General features: G+C 47.0%; 21 protein-coding genes. 3 read left to right on the forward strand and 18 right to left on the reverse strand.

Annotated elements, in window-relative coordinates:
* Window positions 1–70 precede the first annotated feature (70 nt).
* The 4 genes from ABDW16_RS10730 to ABDW16_RS10745 all read right to left on the reverse strand — a co-directional run bounded on the left by ABDW16_RS10730 (window position 71) and on the right by ABDW16_RS10745 (window position 3,596).
* Complete coding sequence (locus tag ABDW16_RS10730) at window positions 71–781, reverse strand: LytTR family DNA-binding domain-containing protein (RefSeq protein ID WP_343669634.1); 711 nt, start codon at window positions 779–781, stop codon at window positions 71–73.
* Complete coding sequence (locus tag ABDW16_RS10735) at window positions 756–1,961, reverse strand: histidine kinase (protein ID WP_343669636.1); 1,206 nt, start codon at window positions 1,959–1,961, stop codon at window positions 756–758. The genes ABDW16_RS10730 and ABDW16_RS10735 overlap by 26 nt, the downstream gene beginning before the upstream one ends.
* Before the next feature lie 230 nt (window positions 1,962–2,191).
* Window positions 2,192–2,572: a DUF4907 domain-containing protein gene (locus ABDW16_RS10740; protein ID WP_343669640.1), complete on the reverse strand. Its 381-nt coding sequence runs from the start codon at window positions 2,570–2,572 to the stop codon at window positions 2,192–2,194.
* Window positions 2,562–3,596: a kelch repeat-containing protein gene (locus tag ABDW16_RS10745; protein WP_343669641.1), complete on the reverse strand. Its 1,035-nt coding sequence runs from the start codon at window positions 3,594–3,596 to the stop codon at window positions 2,562–2,564. Before ABDW16_RS10745 ends, ABDW16_RS10740 begins: the two co-directional genes overlap by 11 nt.
* A 253-nt stretch (window positions 3,597–3,849) precedes the next feature.
* On the opposite strand from ABDW16_RS10745, the gene ABDW16_RS10750 reads away from it, so the two are divergent.
* Both ABDW16_RS10750 and ABDW16_RS10755 read left to right on the forward strand, forming a co-directional pair.
* On the forward strand, window positions 3,850–5,202 hold the full coding sequence (locus ABDW16_RS10750; protein WP_343669642.1) for a DUF4270 family protein: 1,353 nt from the start codon (window positions 3,850–3,852) through the stop codon (window positions 5,200–5,202).
* Window positions 5,203–5,222: 20 nt separating this feature from the next.
* Complete coding sequence (locus ABDW16_RS10755; RefSeq protein WP_343669643.1) at window positions 5,223–6,458, forward strand: hypothetical protein; 1,236 nt, start codon at window positions 5,223–5,225, stop codon at window positions 6,456–6,458.
* A gap of 56 nt (window positions 6,459–6,514) precedes the next feature.
* Here ABDW16_RS10755 and ABDW16_RS10760 read toward each other — a convergent pair whose 3' ends face one another.
* Window positions 6,515–7,873, reverse strand: a complete 1,359-nt coding sequence (locus ABDW16_RS10760; protein WP_343669644.1) for a GH1 family beta-glucosidase — start codon at window positions 7,871–7,873, stop codon at window positions 6,515–6,517.
* Window positions 7,874–8,022: 149 nt separating this feature from the next.
* Between ABDW16_RS10760 and ABDW16_RS10765 the strand changes: the two genes are divergently transcribed.
* On the forward strand, window positions 8,023–9,060 hold the full coding sequence (locus ABDW16_RS10765; RefSeq protein ID WP_343669646.1) for a formylglycine-generating enzyme family protein: 1,038 nt from the start codon (window positions 8,023–8,025) through the stop codon (window positions 9,058–9,060).
* A gap of 52 nt (window positions 9,061–9,112) precedes the next feature.
* Here ABDW16_RS10765 and ABDW16_RS10770 read toward each other — a convergent pair whose 3' ends face one another.
* The 13 genes from ABDW16_RS10770 to trpD all read right to left on the reverse strand — a co-directional run bounded on the left by ABDW16_RS10770 (window position 9,113) and on the right by trpD (window position 21,157).
* The gene (locus ABDW16_RS10770; RefSeq protein ID WP_343669647.1) at window positions 9,113–10,609 is read right to left on the reverse strand and encodes a M56 family metallopeptidase; all 1,497 of its coding nucleotides are present in this window, start codon (window positions 10,607–10,609) and stop codon (window positions 9,113–9,115) included.
* A 2-nt stretch (window positions 10,610–10,611) separates the two neighbouring features.
* Entirely contained in the window at window positions 10,612–10,971 is a 360-nt protein-coding gene (locus tag ABDW16_RS10775; RefSeq protein WP_343669648.1) for a BlaI/MecI/CopY family transcriptional regulator, read from the reverse strand.
* Window positions 10,972–11,121: 150 nt separating this feature from the next.
* The gene (locus tag ABDW16_RS10780; RefSeq protein ID WP_343669649.1) at window positions 11,122–12,261 is read right to left on the reverse strand and encodes a TlpA disulfide reductase family protein; all 1,140 of its coding nucleotides are present in this window, start codon (window positions 12,259–12,261) and stop codon (window positions 11,122–11,124) included.
* A gap of 118 nt (window positions 12,262–12,379) precedes the next feature.
* On the reverse strand, window positions 12,380–13,468 hold the full coding sequence (locus ABDW16_RS10785) for a TlpA disulfide reductase family protein (RefSeq protein ID WP_343669650.1): 1,089 nt from the start codon (window positions 13,466–13,468) through the stop codon (window positions 12,380–12,382).
* Between the two features lie 24 nt (window positions 13,469–13,492).
* The gene (gene hisIE, locus ABDW16_RS10790) at window positions 13,493–14,098 is read right to left on the reverse strand and encodes a bifunctional phosphoribosyl-AMP cyclohydrolase/phosphoribosyl-ATP diphosphatase HisIE (RefSeq protein WP_343669651.1); all 606 of its coding nucleotides are present in this window, start codon (window positions 14,096–14,098) and stop codon (window positions 13,493–13,495) included.
* Window positions 14,099–14,215: 117 nt separating this feature from the next.
* Window positions 14,216–14,971, reverse strand: a complete 756-nt coding sequence (gene hisF, locus ABDW16_RS10795; RefSeq protein WP_343669652.1) for an imidazole glycerol phosphate synthase subunit HisF — start codon at window positions 14,969–14,971, stop codon at window positions 14,216–14,218.
* Window positions 14,972–14,983: 12 nt separating this feature from the next.
* Window positions 14,984–16,126 carry a 1-(5-phosphoribosyl)-5-[(5-phosphoribosylamino)methylideneamino]imidazole-4-carboxamide isomerase gene (gene hisA / locus ABDW16_RS10800; protein ID WP_343669653.1) on the reverse strand — a complete coding sequence of 381 codons (1,143 nt, stop codon included), beginning with the start codon at window positions 16,124–16,126 and terminating at the stop codon, window positions 14,984–14,986.
* Between the two features lie 3 nt (window positions 16,127–16,129).
* Entirely contained in the window at window positions 16,130–16,726 is a 597-nt protein-coding gene (gene hisH, locus ABDW16_RS10805) for an imidazole glycerol phosphate synthase subunit HisH (protein ID WP_343669654.1), read from the reverse strand.
* Window positions 16,727–16,731: 5 nt separating this feature from the next.
* Window positions 16,732–17,502 carry a tryptophan synthase subunit alpha gene (trpA, locus tag ABDW16_RS10810; protein ID WP_343669655.1) on the reverse strand — a complete coding sequence of 257 codons (771 nt, stop codon included), beginning with the start codon at window positions 17,500–17,502 and terminating at the stop codon, window positions 16,732–16,734.
* Between the two features lie 8 nt (window positions 17,503–17,510).
* Window positions 17,511–18,722, reverse strand: a complete 1,212-nt coding sequence (gene trpB, locus ABDW16_RS10815; RefSeq protein ID WP_343669656.1) for a tryptophan synthase subunit beta — start codon at window positions 18,720–18,722, stop codon at window positions 17,511–17,513.
* 21 nt (window positions 18,723–18,743) lie between these two features.
* Window positions 18,744–19,364 (reverse strand): phosphoribosylanthranilate isomerase, encoded by a 621-nt coding sequence (locus tag ABDW16_RS10820; RefSeq protein WP_343669658.1) that lies wholly within the window; start codon window positions 19,362–19,364, stop codon window positions 18,744–18,746.
* Complete coding sequence (gene trpC / locus ABDW16_RS10825) at window positions 19,365–20,165, reverse strand: indole-3-glycerol phosphate synthase TrpC (protein WP_343669659.1); 801 nt, start codon at window positions 20,163–20,165, stop codon at window positions 19,365–19,367.
* Window positions 20,162–21,157: an anthranilate phosphoribosyltransferase gene (gene trpD / locus ABDW16_RS10830; RefSeq protein WP_343669660.1), complete on the reverse strand. Its 996-nt coding sequence runs from the start codon at window positions 21,155–21,157 to the stop codon at window positions 20,162–20,164. Before trpD ends, trpC begins: the two co-directional genes overlap by 4 nt.
* Window positions 21,158–21,163 lie beyond the last annotated feature (6 nt).

Raw genomic sequence — 21,163 nt, forward strand, 5'->3', positions numbered from 1 at the left:
GACTTTTTCTAAACGAAACTAAGCTTGTATAAAAAAGCTGATGCCTGCAGGCATCAGCTTTTTTAAAGATTTAACTATTTCTATTAATCACATCATAGAACTTCTCCCTATACCCATCACTGATCGGAATACTCTGGTTCGCAATCATTACCGTATTCTTTTCCACAGAATTGATCTTATTCAACGATACCACATAAGAGCGGTGTACCCGGATAAACTTGTCCGAAGGCAGTCTTGTCTCAAACGACTTCAAACTACGTAATGTCAATACCGGCTGATAAGGTGTATAAATTTTCGTATAATCTTTCAGTGCTTCTATAAAGAGAATATCTTCCAGGTTGATCTTAATGATCTTATACTCAGTCTTGATGAAGATATAATCGTTTACGTGATTATTATTGTTGTCATTATTCTTCTGTTGCGACATGGTCCGCAGTTCCAGCGCCTTGGTAGCCGCTCTCAGGAATCGCTCGAATGGTACCGGCTTAAGCAGGTAATCCACTACTTCCAGGTCAAAGCCTTCCAGCGCATACTCTCCATACGCCGTTGTGAACACCACCATAGGCGGATACTTCAACGACTTCATGAATTGTATACCCGTAATGTCAGGCATTTTAATATCCAGGAATACCAGGTCTACCCGCTCTTCCTGTAAAAAGCGTAATGCCTCAGTAGCATTTTCAAATGTAGCCACCAGCTGAAGAAAGGGTACTTTCTTCGCAAAGTCTGTTATAATTTCCAATGCCAGTGGTTCATCATCCACCGCTATACACCTGATCATTTTTCAACACGATTTTAAGATCAACAATAAATTGGTTTTCAGCTTCTGTTATTTCAAGCTCGTGGTCTTCAGTATAGAGTAAGTCCAATCTCTTTTTCACATTCTGTAACCCTATCCCCCCTTTTTCGGCCACCCGCTGCCTGAAAACCGCATTTTCCACCACCAGCCGTACCTGGTTCCTTTCAATCGCCACCGCAATGGCAATAAAAGATGGCTCAGCATAACTGATACCGTGCTTAAATGCGTTCTCTACGAATGGGACCAGGAGCATGGGTTCAATGCGCAATCCAGCCGGATTGCCCTGTACTGCATAATCCACGACGATATCCTCAGGCAGCCTAAGTCTCTGAATATCAATATAGTCTTCCAGATATTGCAGTTCCTGTTGTAGCTGTACCTTGTCCTCATTTGACTCATAAATCATGTACCGCATAATGGTCGAGAGCTTAATTATAGCATGCTCGGTCTGTGCAGAATGTTTATGTGCCAGTGAGTAGATAGTGTTTAGACAGTTAAAAAGGAAGTGAGGATTAATCTGGGACTTTAAAAATTTTAATTCAGCGTTTAAATTCTCCAGTTTAAGGGCTTCACGCTGCTGTTCAGACTTAAACCACTCCTGTGCAATCTTGATAAAACCACTCATAAATAGCATGAGCAGGGCAGCAAAAACAGTTTTTCGTAGTATTTCTGGAAACAAAATATAGTCCAGAAAGGTTGGAATCTTCCCTTTTACCGGCCCATCGTCAAAGGCCAGCGGGGTTCTTTCTCTGAAATCGACCCCACCATGGGGCCGGTCATGATAAAAATGGTACATAGGTGGAGGCATAAACCCCTCCTGCCCCGGCTGATGCATCGCCATTTCCTCCTTCGCATATACTTTCCAGAACAGGTATTCCGACACTGCCTGCTGCATAATCACAAAAACCAGTACCATGACCACGAAAGACAGGTAGTAGACAATCTTCTTGACAGTGAAAAAGCGGGGGATAAGGAAATAGAAATTGAGATAAAAAACTCCTATCAGAAAGAGGTTATCCACAATTTCACGTGCAAAGAACCATGGATGCTGAATCCTGATCCTATAGATAAAAAAGGGAAAGAACAGGAAACAGGTCCATACTGCAATATGCAAACCAATATTGAACAGTCGGTTCCTATAGAGTTGTTTTAAATTTATCATGTGCCAAAAAGCGCGATAAACTTACACTCAATTCCTGTAAAATCTGCTAAGTGTGCTGAAAAGAATAGTTAAAATTTGGGGGATAGGAATAGCCATGTGGCCATATACAGTACTGCGGCCAGTATTAATATAAGTTTCCATATGTCTGCAAAACTGTTCTCAGCGCTCAGTTTGCCTTATTTTTTAAGGAAAACCGACCTGCGGGACAAGCCGGTTTTCTTTAAAGGTGATTATTTCACACCTGCAATATGCATTTCCAACAGTTCCTGACGGGTAATGTCAGGGAAACCTGTATGCTGTGTTCTCATTTTCTGCGCCATATTCTCTCCAACCTTCAAAGCATCCTCTTTGGTTGCAAAGGGTATACGACCCAGTATAACAGGAATGATATCCTGGTGAATGCGGGTTTTGGGTCCGACCTTAATATCGAAGCCCCAGCCACCGCCTTCTGGTTGAAACGGCACTACCGTAATGTCCTCTTCAGGCATTACGGTAGCGTTTATAGTATCTCTGCTTTTCAGTCTGTTATCGCCGGAATGGCCTTTGTTCTCCTGACAAGCAACAACCCCTGCAGCCAATAAAGCTACGAGCGATAATTGCTTAGTTGTCATTCGTATCGTTTTCTGCATTTGGATCAAATACACGAAGATCATCCAGACCTGTAGAATTGTTAGCACCTGTAGCCACATAACCGTTACCTTTTACAGTAAAACCTACAGCACCGGTACGGGTGGTACCGTCAAATGCAGTTTTCTCTTCCCAACGGTCAGTAACCGGGTTGTACTCCCATGTGTTCGGTAAAGTACCTGTAGCTAAATAAGCTTTGTTGTTGATGGTGAAAGCAACAGCCTGTGTACGCGCAAGGGTGGTATAATCATCATCGTAAGAGTAATCGGTCGCGTTCCTGATCTGGCTCTTTTCTCTCCACTCATCCTTGCTTCTGTCATATACATACATGTAGTAAGCGCTGCTTCCAGAAGAACCGGTACCGGATACTACGTATGCACTGTCATTAATCACGAAAGAAACTGCATTCTTTCTTTTATCTTTCAGAGAAGTGATTACATCCCATTTGTCATTGGTTGGGTCATATCTGTAGAAGTCACTCAAAATAGTACCGGTAGACCCAGTAGTACCTGTACCTATGTAACCGGAATCACCAATTGCGAAACCTACTGCATAATAACGTGCTACACCCGGGAAGGCTGCTTTTGAACTCCAGGAGTTAGCAGTCGGATCGTAAGCCCAGGTATCATTCAGAGAGTTGAATGAGCTGTCGCAACCGGTTACTACATATCCTTTACCAGCTACTGCAAATGCCGAAGCACCAGTACGGCCCAGGTTTTTGAAAGGATCAGTAGGATCCTGCATCGAAGCAATTACTGTCCAGTTGTCTTTGTTTGGATCATATTTATAGAATGTACTTAATCTAGCACCTTTGCTCGGTCCTCCATAACCAGTTCCTACATACGCTGTATCTCCGATCACGAAAGCCACAGCTTCATACCTTGCATCACCTGCATAGTCAGCTTTTTTAATCCAGTTGCCTAGCTTTGTTGAATCATCGCTCGATGAACAGGAGGCTAACATCAAGACGGCGGCTAAACCCAGAAAACATACATTTAAATAGCGCATAGATAATTTTTACTTTTTATAATAGCTGCCAAAATTATCTGCCTTTGTTTTGGCGTAATCGGAAAATAGACTATTCCAGTAGTTTTACCAGACGAATCCAACTATTTTGTCTACCAACTGGAATTTTAGCTTACCAAAAGGGCCGCTACCCCAGCAGTAGAATAGAGACCTTCATCGAGCATTCGTCGATAAAATATGCCAATTGGCATATTAAATAACCGGGAAGTTGGCCGTCTGTCTAAAATTGCGCTCCATGAATAAAAATATCCGTGCCAAAATGGCTTATAAATACCTGGTTTGTGCAATTTTAGTGGCAGGCGCAGCAGCTTGTGACAAGGAGGGCTTTAATTATAGTAATGAAGTTGAAACCAGTGGTACAGAGTACCTGGTAACGGATTCTATTACAATGAATGTAAGCACGGCTTATATTGACTCCATTCCTACTTCCGATCAGAGCGTAGCCCTCGTAGGTACCGCTGTTGATCCTTATTTCGGTACCATCTCTTCCAGCACCTACTTCAGGGTGAAAGCATTAACAAGCTCTACTAACCTGGAAGACCTTGCAATATATGACTCCCTGGTATTGGTGGTACATCCCAAGACCTATTATTATGGAGATACCACCGGTTCTCAGCACTGGGAAGTATACAAAGTGACCCAGGCCATCGAGAAAACGACTGGGACCTCCTATTATTATAGTAATATGTCATTTGCCACCGACCCGACCCCGATCGGTTCCCTGCAGATCGCTCATATCCGACCTACCCTGGATAGCGTTTACGGTATTAAAATCGATGATGCGATCGGTCAGGACTTCTTTAATAAGGTAAACAATAAACTGCCTACTATCACCCAGCAGGCCCAGTTCGACCAATGGTTCCCGGGCCTTTGCATCAGACCAGGTGCCAACAGCAAGGTAATTACACCGCTCAGGGCTGACGACTCCCTGTCGCTTCGCTTATATTATCACGTGAACTCTTCTACTTATGAGTGGAAATCTGTGGATTTTGCAATGTATGATGCGACTTCCCAGTTCAATCACGTAGATTTTACCCGTCCATCAGGTTCTGCACTGGCTAATCTGACGCCTAACTCAGATCTGAGCACTAATAAGTTACTGGCCGAAAATGCCAATAACCAGACTTATGTTCAACCACTTACCAACCTGGTGACCAGAATTGATTTCCCCTACCTGAGACAATTCTCCAATACGGCTAAGTTCTATAAGATCATGCGGGCTACACTGTCAGTGAAACCCGTTATCACCACTTATGTATACCCGTACGAACTGCCGTCTAAACTGACACTGGTAAGACTGAACCATGGTAACGCAGTTACTGACTCTGTAACGAACCCAAGCACCGGTGCTGTACAAACAGGCAGCCTGGTCACCGATTACGTATATAACCTTGGCACTGAATATACTTACGATGTAACCAACTATGTGATCAACGAGATTACCAGCACTGACAATACAACCAGGGCTTTGGGTCTTATGACGCCAGGTGCTACGGGCCTGACTCACTTCGATCGACTCGTACTGGGCGGACCTTACCATAAGTCCAACCCGATCGAACTGAAGGTATATTATCTGCTGTATAAATAATGCAAGCTAGAACAGACTACATGAAGCGAATAAAATATACAACAGGCTTATGCGGCTTAATGATGCTTTTGATGGGAACAAAGGCACTGGCACAGCATGGCATTAATTCCCTTTACTCGGCATACGCCATTGGCGATCTGGAAGAAAGGGACTATAGCCGAAATTTTGGTGTAGGTAGCACTGGTATCGCCCGCCGCTCAGACTATTTTCTGAACGAGCTGAACCCAGCCTCCTATTCCGCCATCCCACGGCAGCATTTTATGTTCGACGTGTCCCTCAGGGGCCAGATCGTTGGCTATAAAAACAACAGCAGTCTGAACCAGACTGCCGGAGACCTCTCTGTAAGACGCCTCGCTATTGGTTTTAAAGCAAATAACCGCTGGGGTATCAGCGCAGGCTTCTCTCCTTTCAGCTCTGTGAATTACAAATTAATCTCCACCACCTATGTAGACAACAGTGGCCAGACCACTACCACTACCGGCGATGGGGGTATCAATAAAGCATATATCACCAACTCAGTAAGACTGACCAAGAACTTTTCTGTTGGGGTAGCTACCAATTTCCTTTTTGGACCTATCAATACCGTTGAAAACGTAGGAGGCGATACCGTCTCCACCAAGCTGCAACGCTACGCTTTCAATGTAAACTTCAATACCGGTATTCAATATGCCGGTAGAATCGGCTCCAAATGGGTATTAGGTCTCGGGGCTACTTACCGCTTCAAGACCAATATGAACTTCGATAAGAAGCTGATTATACAGAACAGCAGTGAAACCACCGTTTACTCATACGACCTGTCTAAGGAAAAATATACCTTACCGGAAATGTATGCAGGTGGTATCTCCATCAGCAACGGTACATTCACCTGGCTGGGAGACTGGAAACACCAGAAATGGAGCCAGTACGGACAGAAGGGTACACACTACCAGCTGGTAGATGCAGACCGCTACTCTACCGGTCTGGAATATGCTTTCAGACGTACTTATGGCGATATGCGTGTAGAAGGTATCGTGGTACAGGCCGGTTTTGTGTATAACAATTCTTACCTGCAGCTGTATGGCCAGCAAATGAAAGATGTATCAGGTACTGCCGGTATCTCTATCCCAAGTAAGAGTGGTGCTATCCGCTACTACATTGGCCTGGAAGCCGGACAGCGGGGTACGCTGAGCAGTGGGCTGATTAAGGAAACGTATATGAATGCGGTATTCCACTTCTCACTGAGAGATATCTGGTTCATTCGCAGAACTTACGATTGATCGCAAAACAAATGGTTTGATATTATTGAGGTCGTTCCTTTGGGAACGACCTTTTTTTATTTATCGTGCAGGAAGTCCTGGAACCATAAACCCGAATCTTTCAGGGTACGTACCTGTGTGTCGAGATCTACATGTGCCAGTCCGAAACGGGCCCGGTAACCTTCCGCCCACTCAAAATTGTCAGTCAGCGTCCACACAAAGTAGCCATCCAGTGGTACCCCCTCATTTTTCGCTTTCAGGATAGCCTCCAGGTAAGTGATAAAGTAGTTGATCCTGTCTGCGTCGTGAATTCGTCCCTCCGTCAATACATCGTTGAAAGCAGCGCCATTTTCAGTGACGATCAGCCGGGGAATATTCGGATAAGCAGCAAACTGCTTCAGGATGCTATACATCCCTTCTCCGCTGATTTCCCAACCCAATGCTGTCACAGGTACCTTGCGGTAGCGGGGCTTCACTTCCGATACCCCAACGATAGGCATAAACGGGTTGCGACGGATCACCAGGGGAAAGTAATTCTGTACCCCTATAAAATCATAGTCGAAAGACAGGGAATCCCTATCCCGCCAGAGGGCATAGCGGCGTTCTATTTTGGCCAGTAAGGGAAAATCCTTCACAGGATATCCCATGCCCAAAATAGGCTCCAGAAATATGCGGTTGAATAATGCATCTGCCTTGCGGGCAGCCTGGATGTCTGCCTGGCTTTGAGTATTGGGTACTATATAGGAACAGGATAAAGCAATGCCGATATTCGCCCCTTTGACCATTTCACGGATTACCTTAGCACCGGCAGCCTGCGCCAGCAAGGCATGGTGCACTGCCGGGAAGAAATATGACAATCCAAATTTACCCGGAGCGTGTACCCCCAGCATATAGCCCAGCGATGTAAAGCCAAATGGCTCATTCATCACAATCCAGTTTTTTACTTTCTCTCCGTAAGCAGCTACACAGATCCGCACATATTCTTCAAAGGCAAAGATGATACCCCTATGGCACCAGCCGCCTTTATGCTCCAATGCCAGTGGCAGGTCCCAGTGATATAGCGTTACATAAGGAACCATATCCAGTTCCAGGCAGGTATCGATGATGCGGTGGTAAAAATCAATACCAGCCTGGTTCACAGCTCCCGTACCGGTGGGAAGAATACGGGGCCAGGCAATAGAAAAGCGGAATATTTTAAATCCCATGGATTTAGCGAGCAAAATGTCTTCCCGGTATCTGTTGTAGAAATCGGTGGTGACCTGTGCATGGGTGCCGTCTTTGATTTTGCCCTTACGTGCGGTAAAATCGTCCCAGATGGAAGCGCCTTTTCCGTCATGATCATGTGCGCCTTCATTCTGAAATGCAGAAATAGTGACGCCCCAGAGGAAATGCTCTCCAAAATCGTGGCGGTGGAAGGGTGCTGAAAATTGTTCCATATGTAAAGCTGATGCAGTTTACAACAGTTTCGCCGGAGTGACGATTATTTTAGTGTTAATTTTTATCATATGATTTCAGCAAAATAATATGCCACCTTCCCTGCTGCCGCAGGCCAATATTTTATGAAATAATTCCGAACTTGTGAGATATGTATCGTTATATGCCACTCTACCTGCTGGCAGGAGCCATATCGCTCAATGCCTGCCAAAGCAGTGAAAAGAAAATCTCCAGCAAAGACAGTGTGCTGGCTACGACGGCGGATACCGCCAACCATATGATATTGATACCCGGCGGCACTTTTATAATGGGTGCCAACGATGCGGAAGCCCGCCAGGATGAGCAACCCAGGCACAGTGTCACTGTCGATAGCTTCTGGATAGATGAACATGAAGTAACCAACGCCGAGTTTGCCGCCTTTGTAGCAGCTACCGGTTACATCACTACGGCCGAAAAACCTATCAGCAAAGAAGAGTTGATGCAGCAATTGCCTGCCGGCTCACCGGAGCCCGACAGCAGCATGCTGCTTCCCGGTGCCCTGGTATTCACCCCTCCTGATCATGCCGTACCGCTGAACGATGTATCTCAATGGTGGACGTTCATGCAGGGGGCCAGCTGGCGACATCCCCAAGGCCCGGGCAGTGATCTTACAGGTAAAGACAACCTGCCTGTAGTACAGGTGTCATGGGATGATGCACAGGCTTATGCACGCTGGGCAGGTAAGCGCCTGCCTACAGAAGCAGAATGGGAATTTGCTGCCAGGGGCGGGTTGAATGATCAACCTTACACCTGGGGCAGTGATCCGATTACTTCCGGCAAGCCCAAAGCCAATACATGGAGCGGGCATTTCCCCTATCAGAATACAGGGGTAGATGGATTTACAGGGTTAGCACCGGTGAGGTCTTTTCCTCCTAACGGGTACGGCCTGTATGATATGGCAGGAAATGTATGGGAATGGGTAGCTGACTGGTATGATGTGGATTATTACAAACATGCAGATCATGCACATAATCCGAAAGGGCCGGAAAAAGGAAATGATCCGGATGATCCTTCGGTGGCGAAGCATACCATCAGGGGTGGTTCATTTATGTGTACAGATCAGTATTGTTCAGGATATAGGGTGACAGCGAGAATGAAGTCATCACCGGAGTCAGGGTTAGAGAATCTTGGTTTCAGGTGTGTAAGATAAAAAGAAGCCTCCTTTTCACAGGAGGCTTTCTTTTTATACGATTATTAATGCGTTAGTTTTTACCATCTTTTGATTCGACGACTATCCTGGTTCCTTCCATTTTTTTCACATCAGCTTTCAGCGTCATTTTGCCCGGGTCCTGTGGTCCATCATAATCTTTAGTGTAAATAAACATTACGCCATTCTTTCGGGCCTCTTCTCCATATTCAGCCGGAACACTGTCCCCTTTCCATACAAATACAGATTGTATATTATCCACATCCCGTGAGTCATCAGGCATTGTTCTGCCCTTGTATACATTGTTTACGTATACGATTGGGTGCCCGTTCAGCTTCACAGGACCATGGTCGCTTACCGTACGAAAGACCATTGTGTGATTAGAATCCGGAACTGGTGGTGGAGGTGGCGGAGGAGGAGGTACGGGCGCTGGGGCACCTACCGGCTGGGGTAATGGAGCCGGAGATGGTGCCGGATTAGGTGGCGGCGGCGGTGGTGGTGTCTTTACATCCACTCTGACTATCGGTGCCAGTCTTCCCTGAGGGCTTTCGGGTGCTGGTGGAGCCAGCGGTGATGTGGGCGGTGGAGCCTCTTTACCATCGGGTACTACCTGTGCCAGGGGTTCCTGAGGTTCTGCCGGCGGCGGCGGTGGAGGGGTCACTGTAGTATCTGCCCGCAGCACTTTCTTTACAGTAACAGTGATAGCTGCACGGGTGTAATTCAGCGATACAAGCACAATCAGCATGATGCTCCCCAACACAAAGTACCTCACCAGGTTATATTTTGATGACCGTTGTTTATTCATCATCATAATCCTTTGTTTTAAGTGTGAAAAATTGAAATTGTTTGCGATGGCCGTCGCATATGGGATCCCACTTACTTTTAAAAGGCTGTATTGATAAGCTTTGATGTCTGCACCCTGGCGTAGCATATACCTGTCGGTGATGAACTCAAGGTTTTCCCTGATGGCAATGCTGATGAGCCATGCGCCGGGGTTAAACCAGTAAAAGATCTTGTTTATTTCACCCAGCAGTACATCCAGGGAATGCCATTGCCGCACATGCACCTGCTCGTGCCGCATAATGGCGGAAAGTTCTGCAGGACTGTGTATGGCAGGGTTGATGTATATATTATGTAAGAATGAAAAAGGTTGTAATGATTTGTCAGTGACCCTTACCTGCTGATCAAAGAGCTTATCCTTGCTCGTGGTTCTGTGCAGTGCCCAGAGAGAACTGAGTTGCAGGAGCATCCGCAATGCCATCACGATCACACCCGCCCAGAAGAGATATATAAGCACCACATTGATCCAGGGAGTAGCCGGCTGGCGGAGGTCATTGAAGTCAATGACGTAGGCGATAGCTGCACCTGTCAGTGGACGGTTGTGCCGGAAGATGGTTTCCGGGTTGATGAATGGGCAAACAGCGGCACAGATGATGGCCAGCAGGAGAAAGGCGCGGTTTAAGGTATAGAAAGTGAGGCGGCGCAGACCAAAACGGTATGCCAGGTAGAATAAGGTGAGGGCTATATTAGCCTTGAGCAGAAAGAGCAACATAACTATTGATTTTTCTCGATCATTTTTACGATTTCCTTAAGTTCTTCAGGGCTGATCTTTTTCTCTTTGGCGAAAAAGGTGACAAGGTTTTTATATGAGTTTTCAAAGTAGTCTTTTACAAAGCCACTCATAAATTTTTGCTTATACTCGTTTTCGGGTATGATCGGTTGATATTCATATACATTACCAATCTTTCGGCTTTGGAGGTACCCCTTCTTTTCCAGGTTTTTGACTGTAGAAGCAAGGGTGGTATATGGCGGCTGAGGAGCCGGGTGGGCTTCGAGAAAGTCTTTCACGAATCCGCCGGATGTTTTCCAGATGGCAAGCATGGCGGTCTCCTCCTGTTGCGTTAGTTTTTCCATATCTACGATTGTTTCGTAAATCTACGAAAGTTTCGTAAATAACCAAATTTATTTATTTAAAAGCGAAAAGGGGGATTTTGCCTTCCGGCAAAATCCCCCTTTTCGCGGCCGCGAGATTTGGTGGCGGCGAAGCCCGCCACCAAATCTCGCTTATTTTATAACTTCTTCGAGTTTCTTTTCCAATGCATCTCCCCGCAAATTCTTCGCAATAATCACCCCCTTCGGATCCAGCAACAAATTCTGCGGAATCGCCCTAATCCCATACTGCTCTGCCACCGCATTCTTCCATCCCTTCAAATCACTCACATGCGTCCAGGGCAGGTTATCTGCCTGCACTGCCGCCAGCCACTTCTCCTTCTTATCATCCAGGCTCACCCCTAAAATATCAAAACCTTTATCTTTATACTTACTATAAGCCTTCACCACATTCGGATTCTCCGCCCTGCAAGGCCCACACCAACTTGCCCAGAAATCTACCAACACATACTTCCCTTTATAAGAAGCAAGGCTCACCTGCTTACCATCAGCATCAGGCAAACTAAACTCCATAGCTGGCTGTCCAATCGCCGTCTTACGGGCAGACTCCAGTCTTGTTGCAAATTCTTTTCCGGAAGGACTATTGCGCAATGTCTTACCCAGCTTATTGTATATAGGCGTAATCTCGGTAGGGTTTATTTCATAACCAGCATACTGGTTCAATACAAACAATGCTATCGGGGAACTACTATGACCTTTGAGGTAATCACCCAGAATCGTCTTCTGATTAGCTTCCAGTTCATCAAATTTAGGCTCCAGCTTCTTCATTCCCTCCTCATCCTTCGCCATATACAACTGGCGGTACTGCTGCTGTAAATCCTGCATCTGGCTGCTCACATCTTTCAGGAGCTCGTTCAGCTGTTTAAAATCGTCGTTCGCTTTGGAACCTGTCACCGTCGCTTTACTGATAGAATCCTGCGTAGCGATATTGATCTTTCCCTTATCCAGGAATATGGTCAGGATATCTTTCTTCACCGGTCCTGTGAGCTCGGGTGCCGACGGATCCTGTACTTTCAGCAGCAGGCTGGCCATCATTGGCTCTTCCAGGCTACCCGCAAAGGAGAATTTACCGTCTTTTACCTCAGTACTATCCAGTTTATTCTTACTGGAATTGCGAATGCTCAAATAAACTTTAGCTGGCTTTTGCAGTTGCGCAACAGATCCCTCAATGGTAAAGGGTTGCTCATTTTTCTTGTCCTGCGCAAACAAGACCACGGGCGACAAAAGCGCCGCGGCCAGTATTACTGACTTCATTAGTTTCTGATTTTATAACAAAAATCCCGATTACCATCAGGATAATCAAAGGGATTGTGATAAGCGGCCTAAAAACGCAAAAAGCCCGCAGGGCGGGCTTCAGCTAATATTTTCTTACTTACTTCAGTACCTGGGCGAGCTTCGCCTCCAATGCCGGCCCCCTCAGGTTGCGGGCTATGATGCGCCCTTTCGGGTCTATCAGTAGGTTCGCCGGAATGCCGTTGATGTTGTACAAGCGGGCAGCCTCGTTCCCCCACCCTTTCAGATCCGATACCTGCGTCCAGTCCAGGTTGTCATGTTTGATAGCTGCTACCCAACGCTCTTTCTCCTGGTCCAGGGATACACCCAGTATAGTGAAGTTCTTGTCTTTGAATTTGTTATACGCTTTTACCACATTTGGGTTTTCCTGGCGGCAAGGTCCGCACCAGCTGGCCCAGAAATCTACCAACACATATTTACCCCTGAAGGAAGATAATTTTACTTTGTTCCCATTCACATCGGTCTGCTCAAAGTCTTCTGCCTCAACCACTTCTGTCTCGCCCTTCAGATCGCGCAGGTACTTACCCGCTGATTTGCCATACTTAGTTTCTTTCAGCCCGGTGTCGAGAGAAGTATATAATGCTTCAAATTCTTCAGGAGATAAACGGCTACGCAGCTCATTCATCAATACCCAGATGCTGGCTATTTCCTTCGGATGATCTTTTACCAGTTTCTTCCCGGTGGCAGATACCTCATCGCTGAATTTACCTGCTTTGTCACGGAAAGCCTGCTTGGCCGTTTCATCTTCAGGATTAATGCCTTTGGCCTCTGCATTTAGTTCTCCTGCACGTTTCAGCAAAGGGGCAAAGGCCTTCTGGTATTCCTGCATAGCTTTGTCGTCCGCACTGCCTTTCATAGAAGCAGCAATCGGGAAGTCAGCAGCTGTCAGTACATAAGAAGTCTTCTCCTTGCCTGTTACAAACAGCAGGGGATTATTCACAGATTCCAGTACCAGGGCATTCACCGCCGGGCCTTTGGTAGCATCGGTATTAAAGGAAAACCTGCCATCTTCTTTAATGACGAGGGAATCCTTAGGGTTGTTGTCGTCATCACTATAGAGGTAGAGCTTTTTGCCCTCCGCTCCCTTCAGGGAACCGGATACCTGCTGTGCAGTGATGGAAAGTGAGCATAGTACGCCTGCGGCGCAGATAACAGTAAGTCTTTTCACACCCTAATATATGAAATATTTGTATTACTTATGTCTTTCCTGCAATACCCCCAGTACGTCAGACAATTGGTAGCCTTTGGCACTGAGCAGAACCAGGTAATGGAAAAGCAGGTCTGCTGATTCGTTCAGGAACAGCTCTTCACTGTCATCTTTTGCTTCGATCACCACTTCTACCGCTTCTTCCCCTACTTTCTGGGCAATCTTGTTGATGCCTTTGGCAAAGAGTTTAGAGGTGTAAGAGGTGTCTGAAGGGTTGTTCTTACGGTCATTGATGACGGTTTCCAGTTTGGACAGAAAATCATTGGAGATATTCTTTTCATCCCAGCAGGTGTCTGCACCTGTATGGCATACCACGCCCGCAGGGTTTACCTTGATGAGGAGAGTATCTTTGTCGCAGTCTACCCGGAGGTCTACCAGCGTGAGGAAATTACCGCTCTCTTCACCTTTTGTCCACAACCGCTGTTTGGAACGGCTATAGAAGGTCACTCTTCCTTCCTGCAGGGTTTTGTCCAGGGATTCCTGGTTCATGTAGCCCAGCATCAGAACTTTGTGGGTAGCGGCATCCTGAATGATGGCGGGTACCAGTCCGTCTGCTGATTTTTGAAAGTCTATCTGCTTGTAGTTATACATTTGGTGCGCTCTTTAAATTGACTTTAGCAGTGCAAAAGTAGCTATTTAATTCTTGCGAAATACCCGCTTCTGCCTTCGGCATAAGCAGGCGGTTTAGGCTCCGGCCGGGTTTGCCCGTTAAAACCTGATATTTACACCTTTTTGATAAAGGTATGTCTTCAACTCAGGGATCTCAATTTCCTTGTAGTGGAAAATACTTGCCGCCAGTGCTGCATCGGCCTGGGCATTTTCGAACACATCCATAAAGTGCTCCATGGTACCTGCGCCACCGGAGGCAATCACCGGCACATTCAGGTTTTGAGACAGCTTGCCGGTGATATCCAATGCAAAGCCCTGCTTGGTACCATCATTGTTCATAGAAGTGAGCAGAATCTCGCCCGCTCCCCTGGATACCGCTTCCTTTGCCCAGTCATAGCATTTTACATCCGTTTTCACGCGGCCGCCATTCAGGTACACATACCAATCCCCGTCTTCAAAACGGGTATCGATCGCCAGTACCACACACTGGCTACCAAACTCCCGGGCCAGCTCATCGACCAGCTCAGGACGCTTGAAAGCAGAAGTATTTACAGAAATCTTATCAGCCCCATTCTGCAGCAATACACTCACATCTTCTACTGATGAGATGCCCCCTCCTACTGTAAACGGGATATTCACATGCCTGGCAATACTTCTTACCAGTTCAGACAGGGTTTTTCGACGCTCGTTGGTAGCAGTAATGTCCAGGAATACCAGTTCATCCGCTCCCTGTTGCGCATACAGGGCACCCAATTCAATCGGATCCCCCGCATCGCGGATATTTTCAAAGTTCACCCCTTTTACTGTACGGCCATCTTTGATGTCCAGGCAAGGTATGATACGTTTTGTCAACATGGCTTGTGTTGTTTACTTCATTAATTGTTTCAACTCTTCCATTGAGATCTTTCCTTCGTAAATCGCTTTCCCCACGATCACCCCATTGCAACCGGCCTCCTGCAGCGCATAGATATCGTCGATATTGCTCACACCACCGCTGGCTACAAAGTTAATGCCGGGGAAATGCTCCAGGATCTTTTTATACAGCGGGATGGAAGGTCCCTGCAGCAAACCGTCTTTAGCAATATCCGTACAGAAGATGTGGTGCACCCCCGCTTTGATATTAGATGCCAGGAAATCGTAGATAGTCAGGTCAGTCGTTTCCAGCCAACCGCCCACCGCGATCTTTTCGTCCTTTACATCTGCGCCCAGAAAAATCTTGTCTGCACCATACTTTTTTACCCAGCTGAAAAACAGTTCCGGCTCTTTTACGGCAATAGAACCAATGGTAGCCAGGGCTGCCCCGTTTTCATATACTATGCGGAGGTCATCTTCTTTCTTGATACCTCCTCCAAAATCTACTACCAGGCTGGTATGGCCAGCGATTGCTTCCAGCACTTTCCAGTTCACCACACTGCCCTTCTTAGCCCCATCCAGGTCTACCAGGTGCAGGCGGGTCACGCCAATGCTTTCAAACTCTTTCGCCACTTCCAGCGGATGTTCATTATACACTTTCTTCTGTGCATAATCTCCCTGCGTGAGGCGTACGCATTTACCATCTATTATATCGATTGCCGGAATCACGCTGAATTGCTGTGCGGATGTCTGACCCAGTTCAATTTTCATCTTGCGAAATGTATTATTTCCTTTTTTAAAAGGCGCACTGTCGTATACATAGCCTCTCTTTTCATAGAAGCCAAATGCAGAATCGCGGGCATCGCACCACAGTGACGGAATGCGTTCCCTGCGGCAAAAGTCTTCCACGTGTGATAACAGTATGCTGCCGTAACTTTTTCCCTGGCAGGCCGGGGTAATGGCCAGCTTGCGGAAACGGGCACTTGCCCGCTCTAAGAACAAAGAAATGACACCAACCAGTGCAGATTGTTCAAACAATCCAAAGTGCAGACCATCGTCATCACCTTCCACCTTCACAGATTCCAGCGACTGACCAGGATATAACACATCCCTGCGCAGGATGAGTGTATCGACTGTATTGATTCTTCTTACCTGCATTGTTTATTGAATCTTCAGGAAGTTTTCCAGAATTTGCTGTCCTGCATCGGCTGACTTTTCCGGGTGGAACTGTACCGCATAGAAATTATCTTTCTGCAGGGCACTGCTGTAGTTGATCACATAGTTTGTAGTAGCTACAGTATCCGCGCTCAGGGCCGCATAGTAGCTGTGTACAAAGTACATGTAACTGTTCTCTGGCACATGTTCAAAGATGGCGCTGTACAATCCTGTAATATTATTCCAGCCGATCTGTGGGATCTTCAGCAGGTTGTCTACCGGCGACTGGAATTTCTTTACTTCCACATCGAAGATGCCGAGGCAGGGTGTATCATTTTCTTCTGAATGTTTGCACATCAGCTGCATACCCAGGCAAATACCCAGTGTAGGTTGCTTCAGATCTTTGATGAGGAGGTCGAGCTTTCTTTCTTTCAGGTAGTTCATGGCGGTGCTCGCCTCTCCTACCCCTGGAAAGATCACCCTGTCGGCAGCACGGATTTCCTCCGGGTTATCTGTTACCACACCTTCCACACCAATGCGGTCCAGTGCAAATAATACAGAGCGGATATTGCCGGCGTTGTACTTGATGATTACCGTTTTCATAAAAACTATTTTACACTGCTGATAAAATCTTTGACAGCAGTGTCGATGTTGGTCGCATTTTCGATAGCGCGGATAAAGGCAGTACCTATAATTGCACCATTGCTGTGTGCACAGGCCGCCGCAAAGGTAGCTTTATCTTTGACACCAAACCCGATCAATACCGGGTTCTTTAACTGCAACTTTTCAAGTCTTTCGAAATAAGCCTGCTGCTGGCCCATATTCTTGTCTGTACCGGTGGTAGAAGAAGAAGATACCGCGTAAATAAATCCTTTGCTCAGGTTGTCGATCTTACGGATGCGTGCTTCGCTCGTTTCTGGTGTCACCAGGAAAATCAGGTGCAGACCATAATGTTCGAAGATGGCTTTATATTCATTTTCGTACTCGTCCATCGGCAGGTCAGGCAGGATCAGGCCATCTACCCCTACTTCCGCACATTTCTGGCAAAAAGCTTCGATGCCGTACAGCAATACCGGGTTCAGGTAACCCATGAGGATCACCGGTACATGAATGGTTTTCCTGAATTCTTTCAATTGCTCAAACAATACCCGGAGGCCCATGCCATTTTTGATAGCGCGGGTACTGCTCTCCTGTATGACCGGACCATCGGCCAAAGGATCGGAAAAAGGCATGCCCAGTTCTATCAGGTCTGCACCATGCTGTTGCAGCGCCGTCATCACGGGCAGTGTATCGTTCAATTCCGGGAAACCCGCTGTGCAGTATATATTGAGAATGCCTGTCTTTTTGCTGGCAAATAACTGATCTATACGATTGCTCATAAAATAATTTATTTATTGGGCAGATTACGAATATATGTTTCCATATCCTTGTCACCACGACCACTCAGACATACCACTACCACGTCTGATGGTTTGAACGGAATTTCACCCAGTTTTGCCAGTGCGTGAGAAGATTCCAGTGCAGGGATAATGCCTTCCAGCCTGGTCAGCTCGTAAGCTGCCTGCAGGGCTTCATCATCGGTTGCAGCCAGGAATGTACCACGGCCGGTCTCATACAAGTGTGCATGCAATGGACCAATACCCGGATAATCCAGACCTGCGGAAATAGAATATGGTTCGGTGATCTGTCCATCGTCAGTCTGCATCAGCAGTGTTTTTGCTGCATGGATGATACCCAGTTTACCCAGCTGGGTAGTAGCTGCTGAGTGGCCGGAATGTACCCCTTTGCCTGCAGCTTCCACCGCTACAATCTTTACATCCGGCTCATTCAGGAAGTGGTAATAGGTACCGGCAGCATTGCTGCCACCACCTATACAGGCCACTACATAATTCGGATTCGGGTTGCCTGTTTTCTCTTCCAACTGTTTGCGAATCTCTTCGCTGATTACTGACTGGAAACGGGTCACCATATCAGGATATGGGTGCGGGCCTGCGGCTGTACCCAATATGTAATGGGTAGTGACAGGGTTATTGATCCAGTCACGGATGGCTTCGTTACACGCATCTTTCAGCGTCTGACTACCACTGGTAGCTGCTACCACTGTAGCACCCAGCATTTTCATACGTGCTACATTCGGCGCCTGGCGCTGAATGTCGATGCTACCCATGTAGATCACACATTCCATATTCATCAGTGCACACACAGTAGCTGTCGCTACCCCGTGCTGGCCAGCACCGGTTTCAGCGATGATGCGGGTTTTGCCCAGTCGCTTTGCCAGCAGGATCTGACCGATTGTATTGTTTACCTTGTGTGCACCGGTATGGTTCAGGTCTTCCCTTTTCAGGTAGATCTGTGCCCCATACTTTTCTGAAAGGCGCTTTGCAAAATATAAAGGAGAAGGACGGCCTACATAATCCCGCAACAGTTGTTCAAACTCCTGCTGAAAGCCGGGCTCGCGCATAATTTCCAGGTACCTGGTCTGTAATTCTTCTACATTGGGATAGAGCATCTCCGGCACATAGGCACCGCCAAAGCGGCCGTAGAAACCTCTTTCATCTACATGATAGGGTAAGCCCAGCGTATTGTCAGCAATCTTCATGCTTGATTATTTTAAATAAGTTTATAAAATCTTTGTGGAGAACTGCTGCACTTTGTTCATATCCTTCACACCAGGCGCAGTCTCAAATTTACTGTTCACATCAGCTGCAAACAATGCCGGATGTTCAAATGCCAGCAGGTCTTCCAGCTGTTCAGGGCCAATGCCGCCACTGAGGAAAAACGGATGGTCGAACGGATAGGTGCTCAGCAACTCCCAGTTGAATAGCTTGCCTGTGCCACCATAAGCCTTACCCGCTGCAGTGTCGAACAGGAAGTAGTTAGTCACGGGTACATACGCTGCCAGTGCATCCCAGTTCACGTCTTCACCGATTCTGAAAGCCCTGATCACCGGTACCAACGACTGCAAAGCTGCACAGTATGCAGGATCTTCATCGCCATGCAGTTGTACCAGGTGCAGCCCATAACTGCTGATGTGCTGCTTCACCTGCTCCAGTGGCGCATTTACAAACACACCTACCTTCAGGATCCCTTTCGTTTCCCGTACAGTACGGGCATCCAGTTTATTCCCTACAAAGCGGGGCGATTTCTCATAAAAGATAAAGCCGGCATAGTGAACGCCCAGTTCTACCAGCTTTTCCAGGTCTTCTTTCCGGGTGATACCGCATACTTTCAGTTGCATCATTTATCCTTTCAGTTTACCGGACAGCTCCGTTACAAAGTTTTCAAATGCCCTTGCAGGATTTTCTGTCTTCATGAAGTGTTCCCCAATCAGGAAACCGTTGAAGCCTGCTTTTTTCAGCGTCACAATATTATCCGTGTTGCTGATGCCGCTCTCCGCTACCTTACATTTACCGGCAGGGATCTGTGGCGCCAGTTCGCAACTGCGGTTGAAATCTACCTTGAAAGTAGTGAGGTCGCGGTTGTTCACTCCCACGTTCTGGATATGATCCGTTACCTTATCCAGCTGATCACCACTGTGCACTTCCAGCAATACCTCCAATCCTAAGTTATGGGCAAAGGCAGCTAATCGCGCTACTTCTGCTTTTGTGAGACATTCTGCAATGAGTAGAATCACATCTGCGCCAATTGCCTTTGCTTCCAGTATCTGGTATTCATCGATCACAAAGTCCTTTCTCAGCACAGGAATGTTATTCACTGCACGTGCCTGCACCAGGTCGTCGGAGCTACCGCCAAAGAACTGTTCATCTGTCAATACAGACAGACCAGAAGCCCCGTAGCGGGTATAGGCCATGGTTACATCCTGTACGGTAGCAGTGCCATTGATCAGCCCCTTTGATGGAGACTTTCTCTTGAATTCTGCGATGATACCTGTTTTCTCAGGGTTCAGCAGAAAACTTGACAAGGACAAAGGCACCCGCTTGAAAGCAGATGACTGTTCCAGCTCGGCTACCGGGCGTTGCTGTTTACGTGCGGCTACTTCCACGTGTTTATGTGCGACTATTTCAGTAAGGATATTTTTCATGACTGCAAACTTATCAACTTCTTAAACGCATTGTGTGCGGCACCGGATTCCAGGGATTCAACGGCTGCCAGGAAACATTCTTCGTAGGAGGGGTACTTGCCCATGCAATGCAATCCCATGGCGGCATTCGCCATTACTACTGCATTCTGTGCCCAGGTCCCTTCGCCCTTTAAAATTTTCATAAAGATTTTGGCGGCTTCTTCAATAGAGTTTCCGCCGTAGATATCTTCAGGGAAAACCTTGCGCTTACCCAGCTGCTCAGGGGTCCAGTCACGCTCACCTTTGTTTGTGATGACACGGGTATCTGAAGTAAGCGAAATTTCGTCGTACCCATCCAGGCTATGCACAATAGCATATTGCTTGTCCGTTTGCTGGAAAAGGTAGTTATACACCCGGGCCAGTTCCAGGCTATATACACCAATCAACTGGTGCTGTGCAAAAGCCGGGTTCACCAATGGACCGAGTACGTTGAAGAAGGTGCGTACCCCCAGCTGCCGACGTACACCGGCCACATTTTTCAGTGCGGGGTGGAACAGGGGCGCATGCAGGAAACAAACACCGGATTCTTCCAGTTCTGTACGCAGCTTTGCATCATCGTTCTTGAATTTATAACCGGCAGACTCCATCAGGTTAGAAGCCCCGCTGATCGTAGATACACCTACGTTACCATGCTTGGCCACCTTGCCACCTGCACCTGCCACGATGAAGCAGGAGAGGGTGCTGATGTTAAAAGAGTTTTTGCCATCGCCGCCTGTACCCACAATGTCCAGTACATCATAGCCATTCAGGTTTACAGGGATGCAGAGTTCCAGCAGGGCATCGCGGAAGCCCAGTAGTTCCTCTACAGTAATGCTGCGCATGAGGTATACGGTCATGAAAGCAGCGAGTTCGCTTTCATTGTACATACCTTTGGAAATACCGATCAGGATTTCCTTGGCTGCGCTGCGGGTGAATGTTTTATGTTCAAAAAGGTAATTCAGTATCTTTTTCATAATCCC

The sequence above is a fragment of the Chitinophaga sp. genome (assembly GCF_039596135.1).
In the GTDB taxonomy this organism is placed as follows: domain Bacteria; phylum Bacteroidota; class Bacteroidia; order Chitinophagales; family Chitinophagaceae; genus Chitinophaga.

Bases quoted from the DNA above. Each gene is read 5' to 3' on its own strand.
- ABDW16_RS10820 (WP_343669658.1), bottom strand. From the start codon at position 19,364: ATGATGCAACTGAAAGTATGCGGTATCACCCGGAAAGAAGACCTGGAA.
- ABDW16_RS10760 (WP_343669644.1), bottom strand. From the start codon at position 7,873: ATGGAACAATTTTCAGCACCCTTCCACCGCCACGATTTTGGAGAGCAT.
- hisH (WP_343669654.1), bottom strand. From the start codon at position 16,726: ATGAAAACGGTAATCATCAAGTACAACGCCGGCAATATCCGCTCTGTA.
- ABDW16_RS10765 (WP_343669646.1), top strand. From the start codon at position 8,023: ATGTATCGTTATATGCCACTCTACCTGCTGGCAGGAGCCATATCGCTC.
- trpB (WP_343669656.1), bottom strand. From the start codon at position 18,722: ATGAAGATTGCTGACAATACGCTGGGCTTACCCTATCATGTAGATGAA.
- trpD (WP_343669660.1), bottom strand. From the start codon at position 21,157: ATGAAAAAGATACTGAATTACCTTTTTGAACATAAAACATTCACCCGC.
- trpA (WP_343669655.1), bottom strand. From the start codon at position 17,502: ATGAGCAATCGTATAGATCAGTTATTTGCCAGCAAAAAGACAGGCATT.
- ABDW16_RS10770 (WP_343669647.1), bottom strand. From the start codon at position 10,609: ATGTTGCTCTTTCTGCTCAAGGCTAATATAGCCCTCACCTTATTCTAC.
- trpC (WP_343669659.1), bottom strand. From the start codon at position 20,165: ATGAAAAATATCCTTACTGAAATAGTCGCACATAAACACGTGGAAGTA.
- ABDW16_RS10780 (WP_343669649.1), bottom strand. From the start codon at position 12,261: ATGAAGTCAGTAATACTGGCCGCGGCGCTTTTGTCGCCCGTGGTCTTG.
- ABDW16_RS10775 (WP_343669648.1), bottom strand. From the start codon at position 10,971: ATGGAAAAACTAACGCAACAGGAGGAGACCGCCATGCTTGCCATCTGG.
- ABDW16_RS10740 (WP_343669640.1), bottom strand. From the start codon at position 2,572: ATGACAACTAAGCAATTATCGCTCGTAGCTTTATTGGCTGCAGGGGTT.
- ABDW16_RS10735 (WP_343669636.1), bottom strand. From the start codon at position 1,961: ATGATAAATTTAAAACAACTCTATAGGAACCGACTGTTCAATATTGGT.
- ABDW16_RS10750 (WP_343669642.1), top strand. From the start codon at position 3,850: ATGAATAAAAATATCCGTGCCAAAATGGCTTATAAATACCTGGTTTGT.
- ABDW16_RS10745 (WP_343669641.1), bottom strand. From the start codon at position 3,596: ATGCGCTATTTAAATGTATGTTTTCTGGGTTTAGCCGCCGTCTTGATG.
- ABDW16_RS10730 (WP_343669634.1), bottom strand. From the start codon at position 781: ATGATCAGGTGTATAGCGGTGGATGATGAACCACTGGCATTGGAAATT.
- hisIE (WP_343669651.1), bottom strand. From the start codon at position 14,098: ATGTATAACTACAAGCAGATAGACTTTCAAAAATCAGCAGACGGACTG.
- hisA (WP_343669653.1), bottom strand. From the start codon at position 16,126: ATGCAGGTAAGAAGAATCAATACAGTCGATACACTCATCCTGCGCAGG.
- hisF (WP_343669652.1), bottom strand. From the start codon at position 14,971: ATGTTGACAAAACGTATCATACCTTGCCTGGACATCAAAGATGGCCGT.
- ABDW16_RS10755 (WP_343669643.1), top strand. From the start codon at position 5,223: ATGAAGCGAATAAAATATACAACAGGCTTATGCGGCTTAATGATGCTT.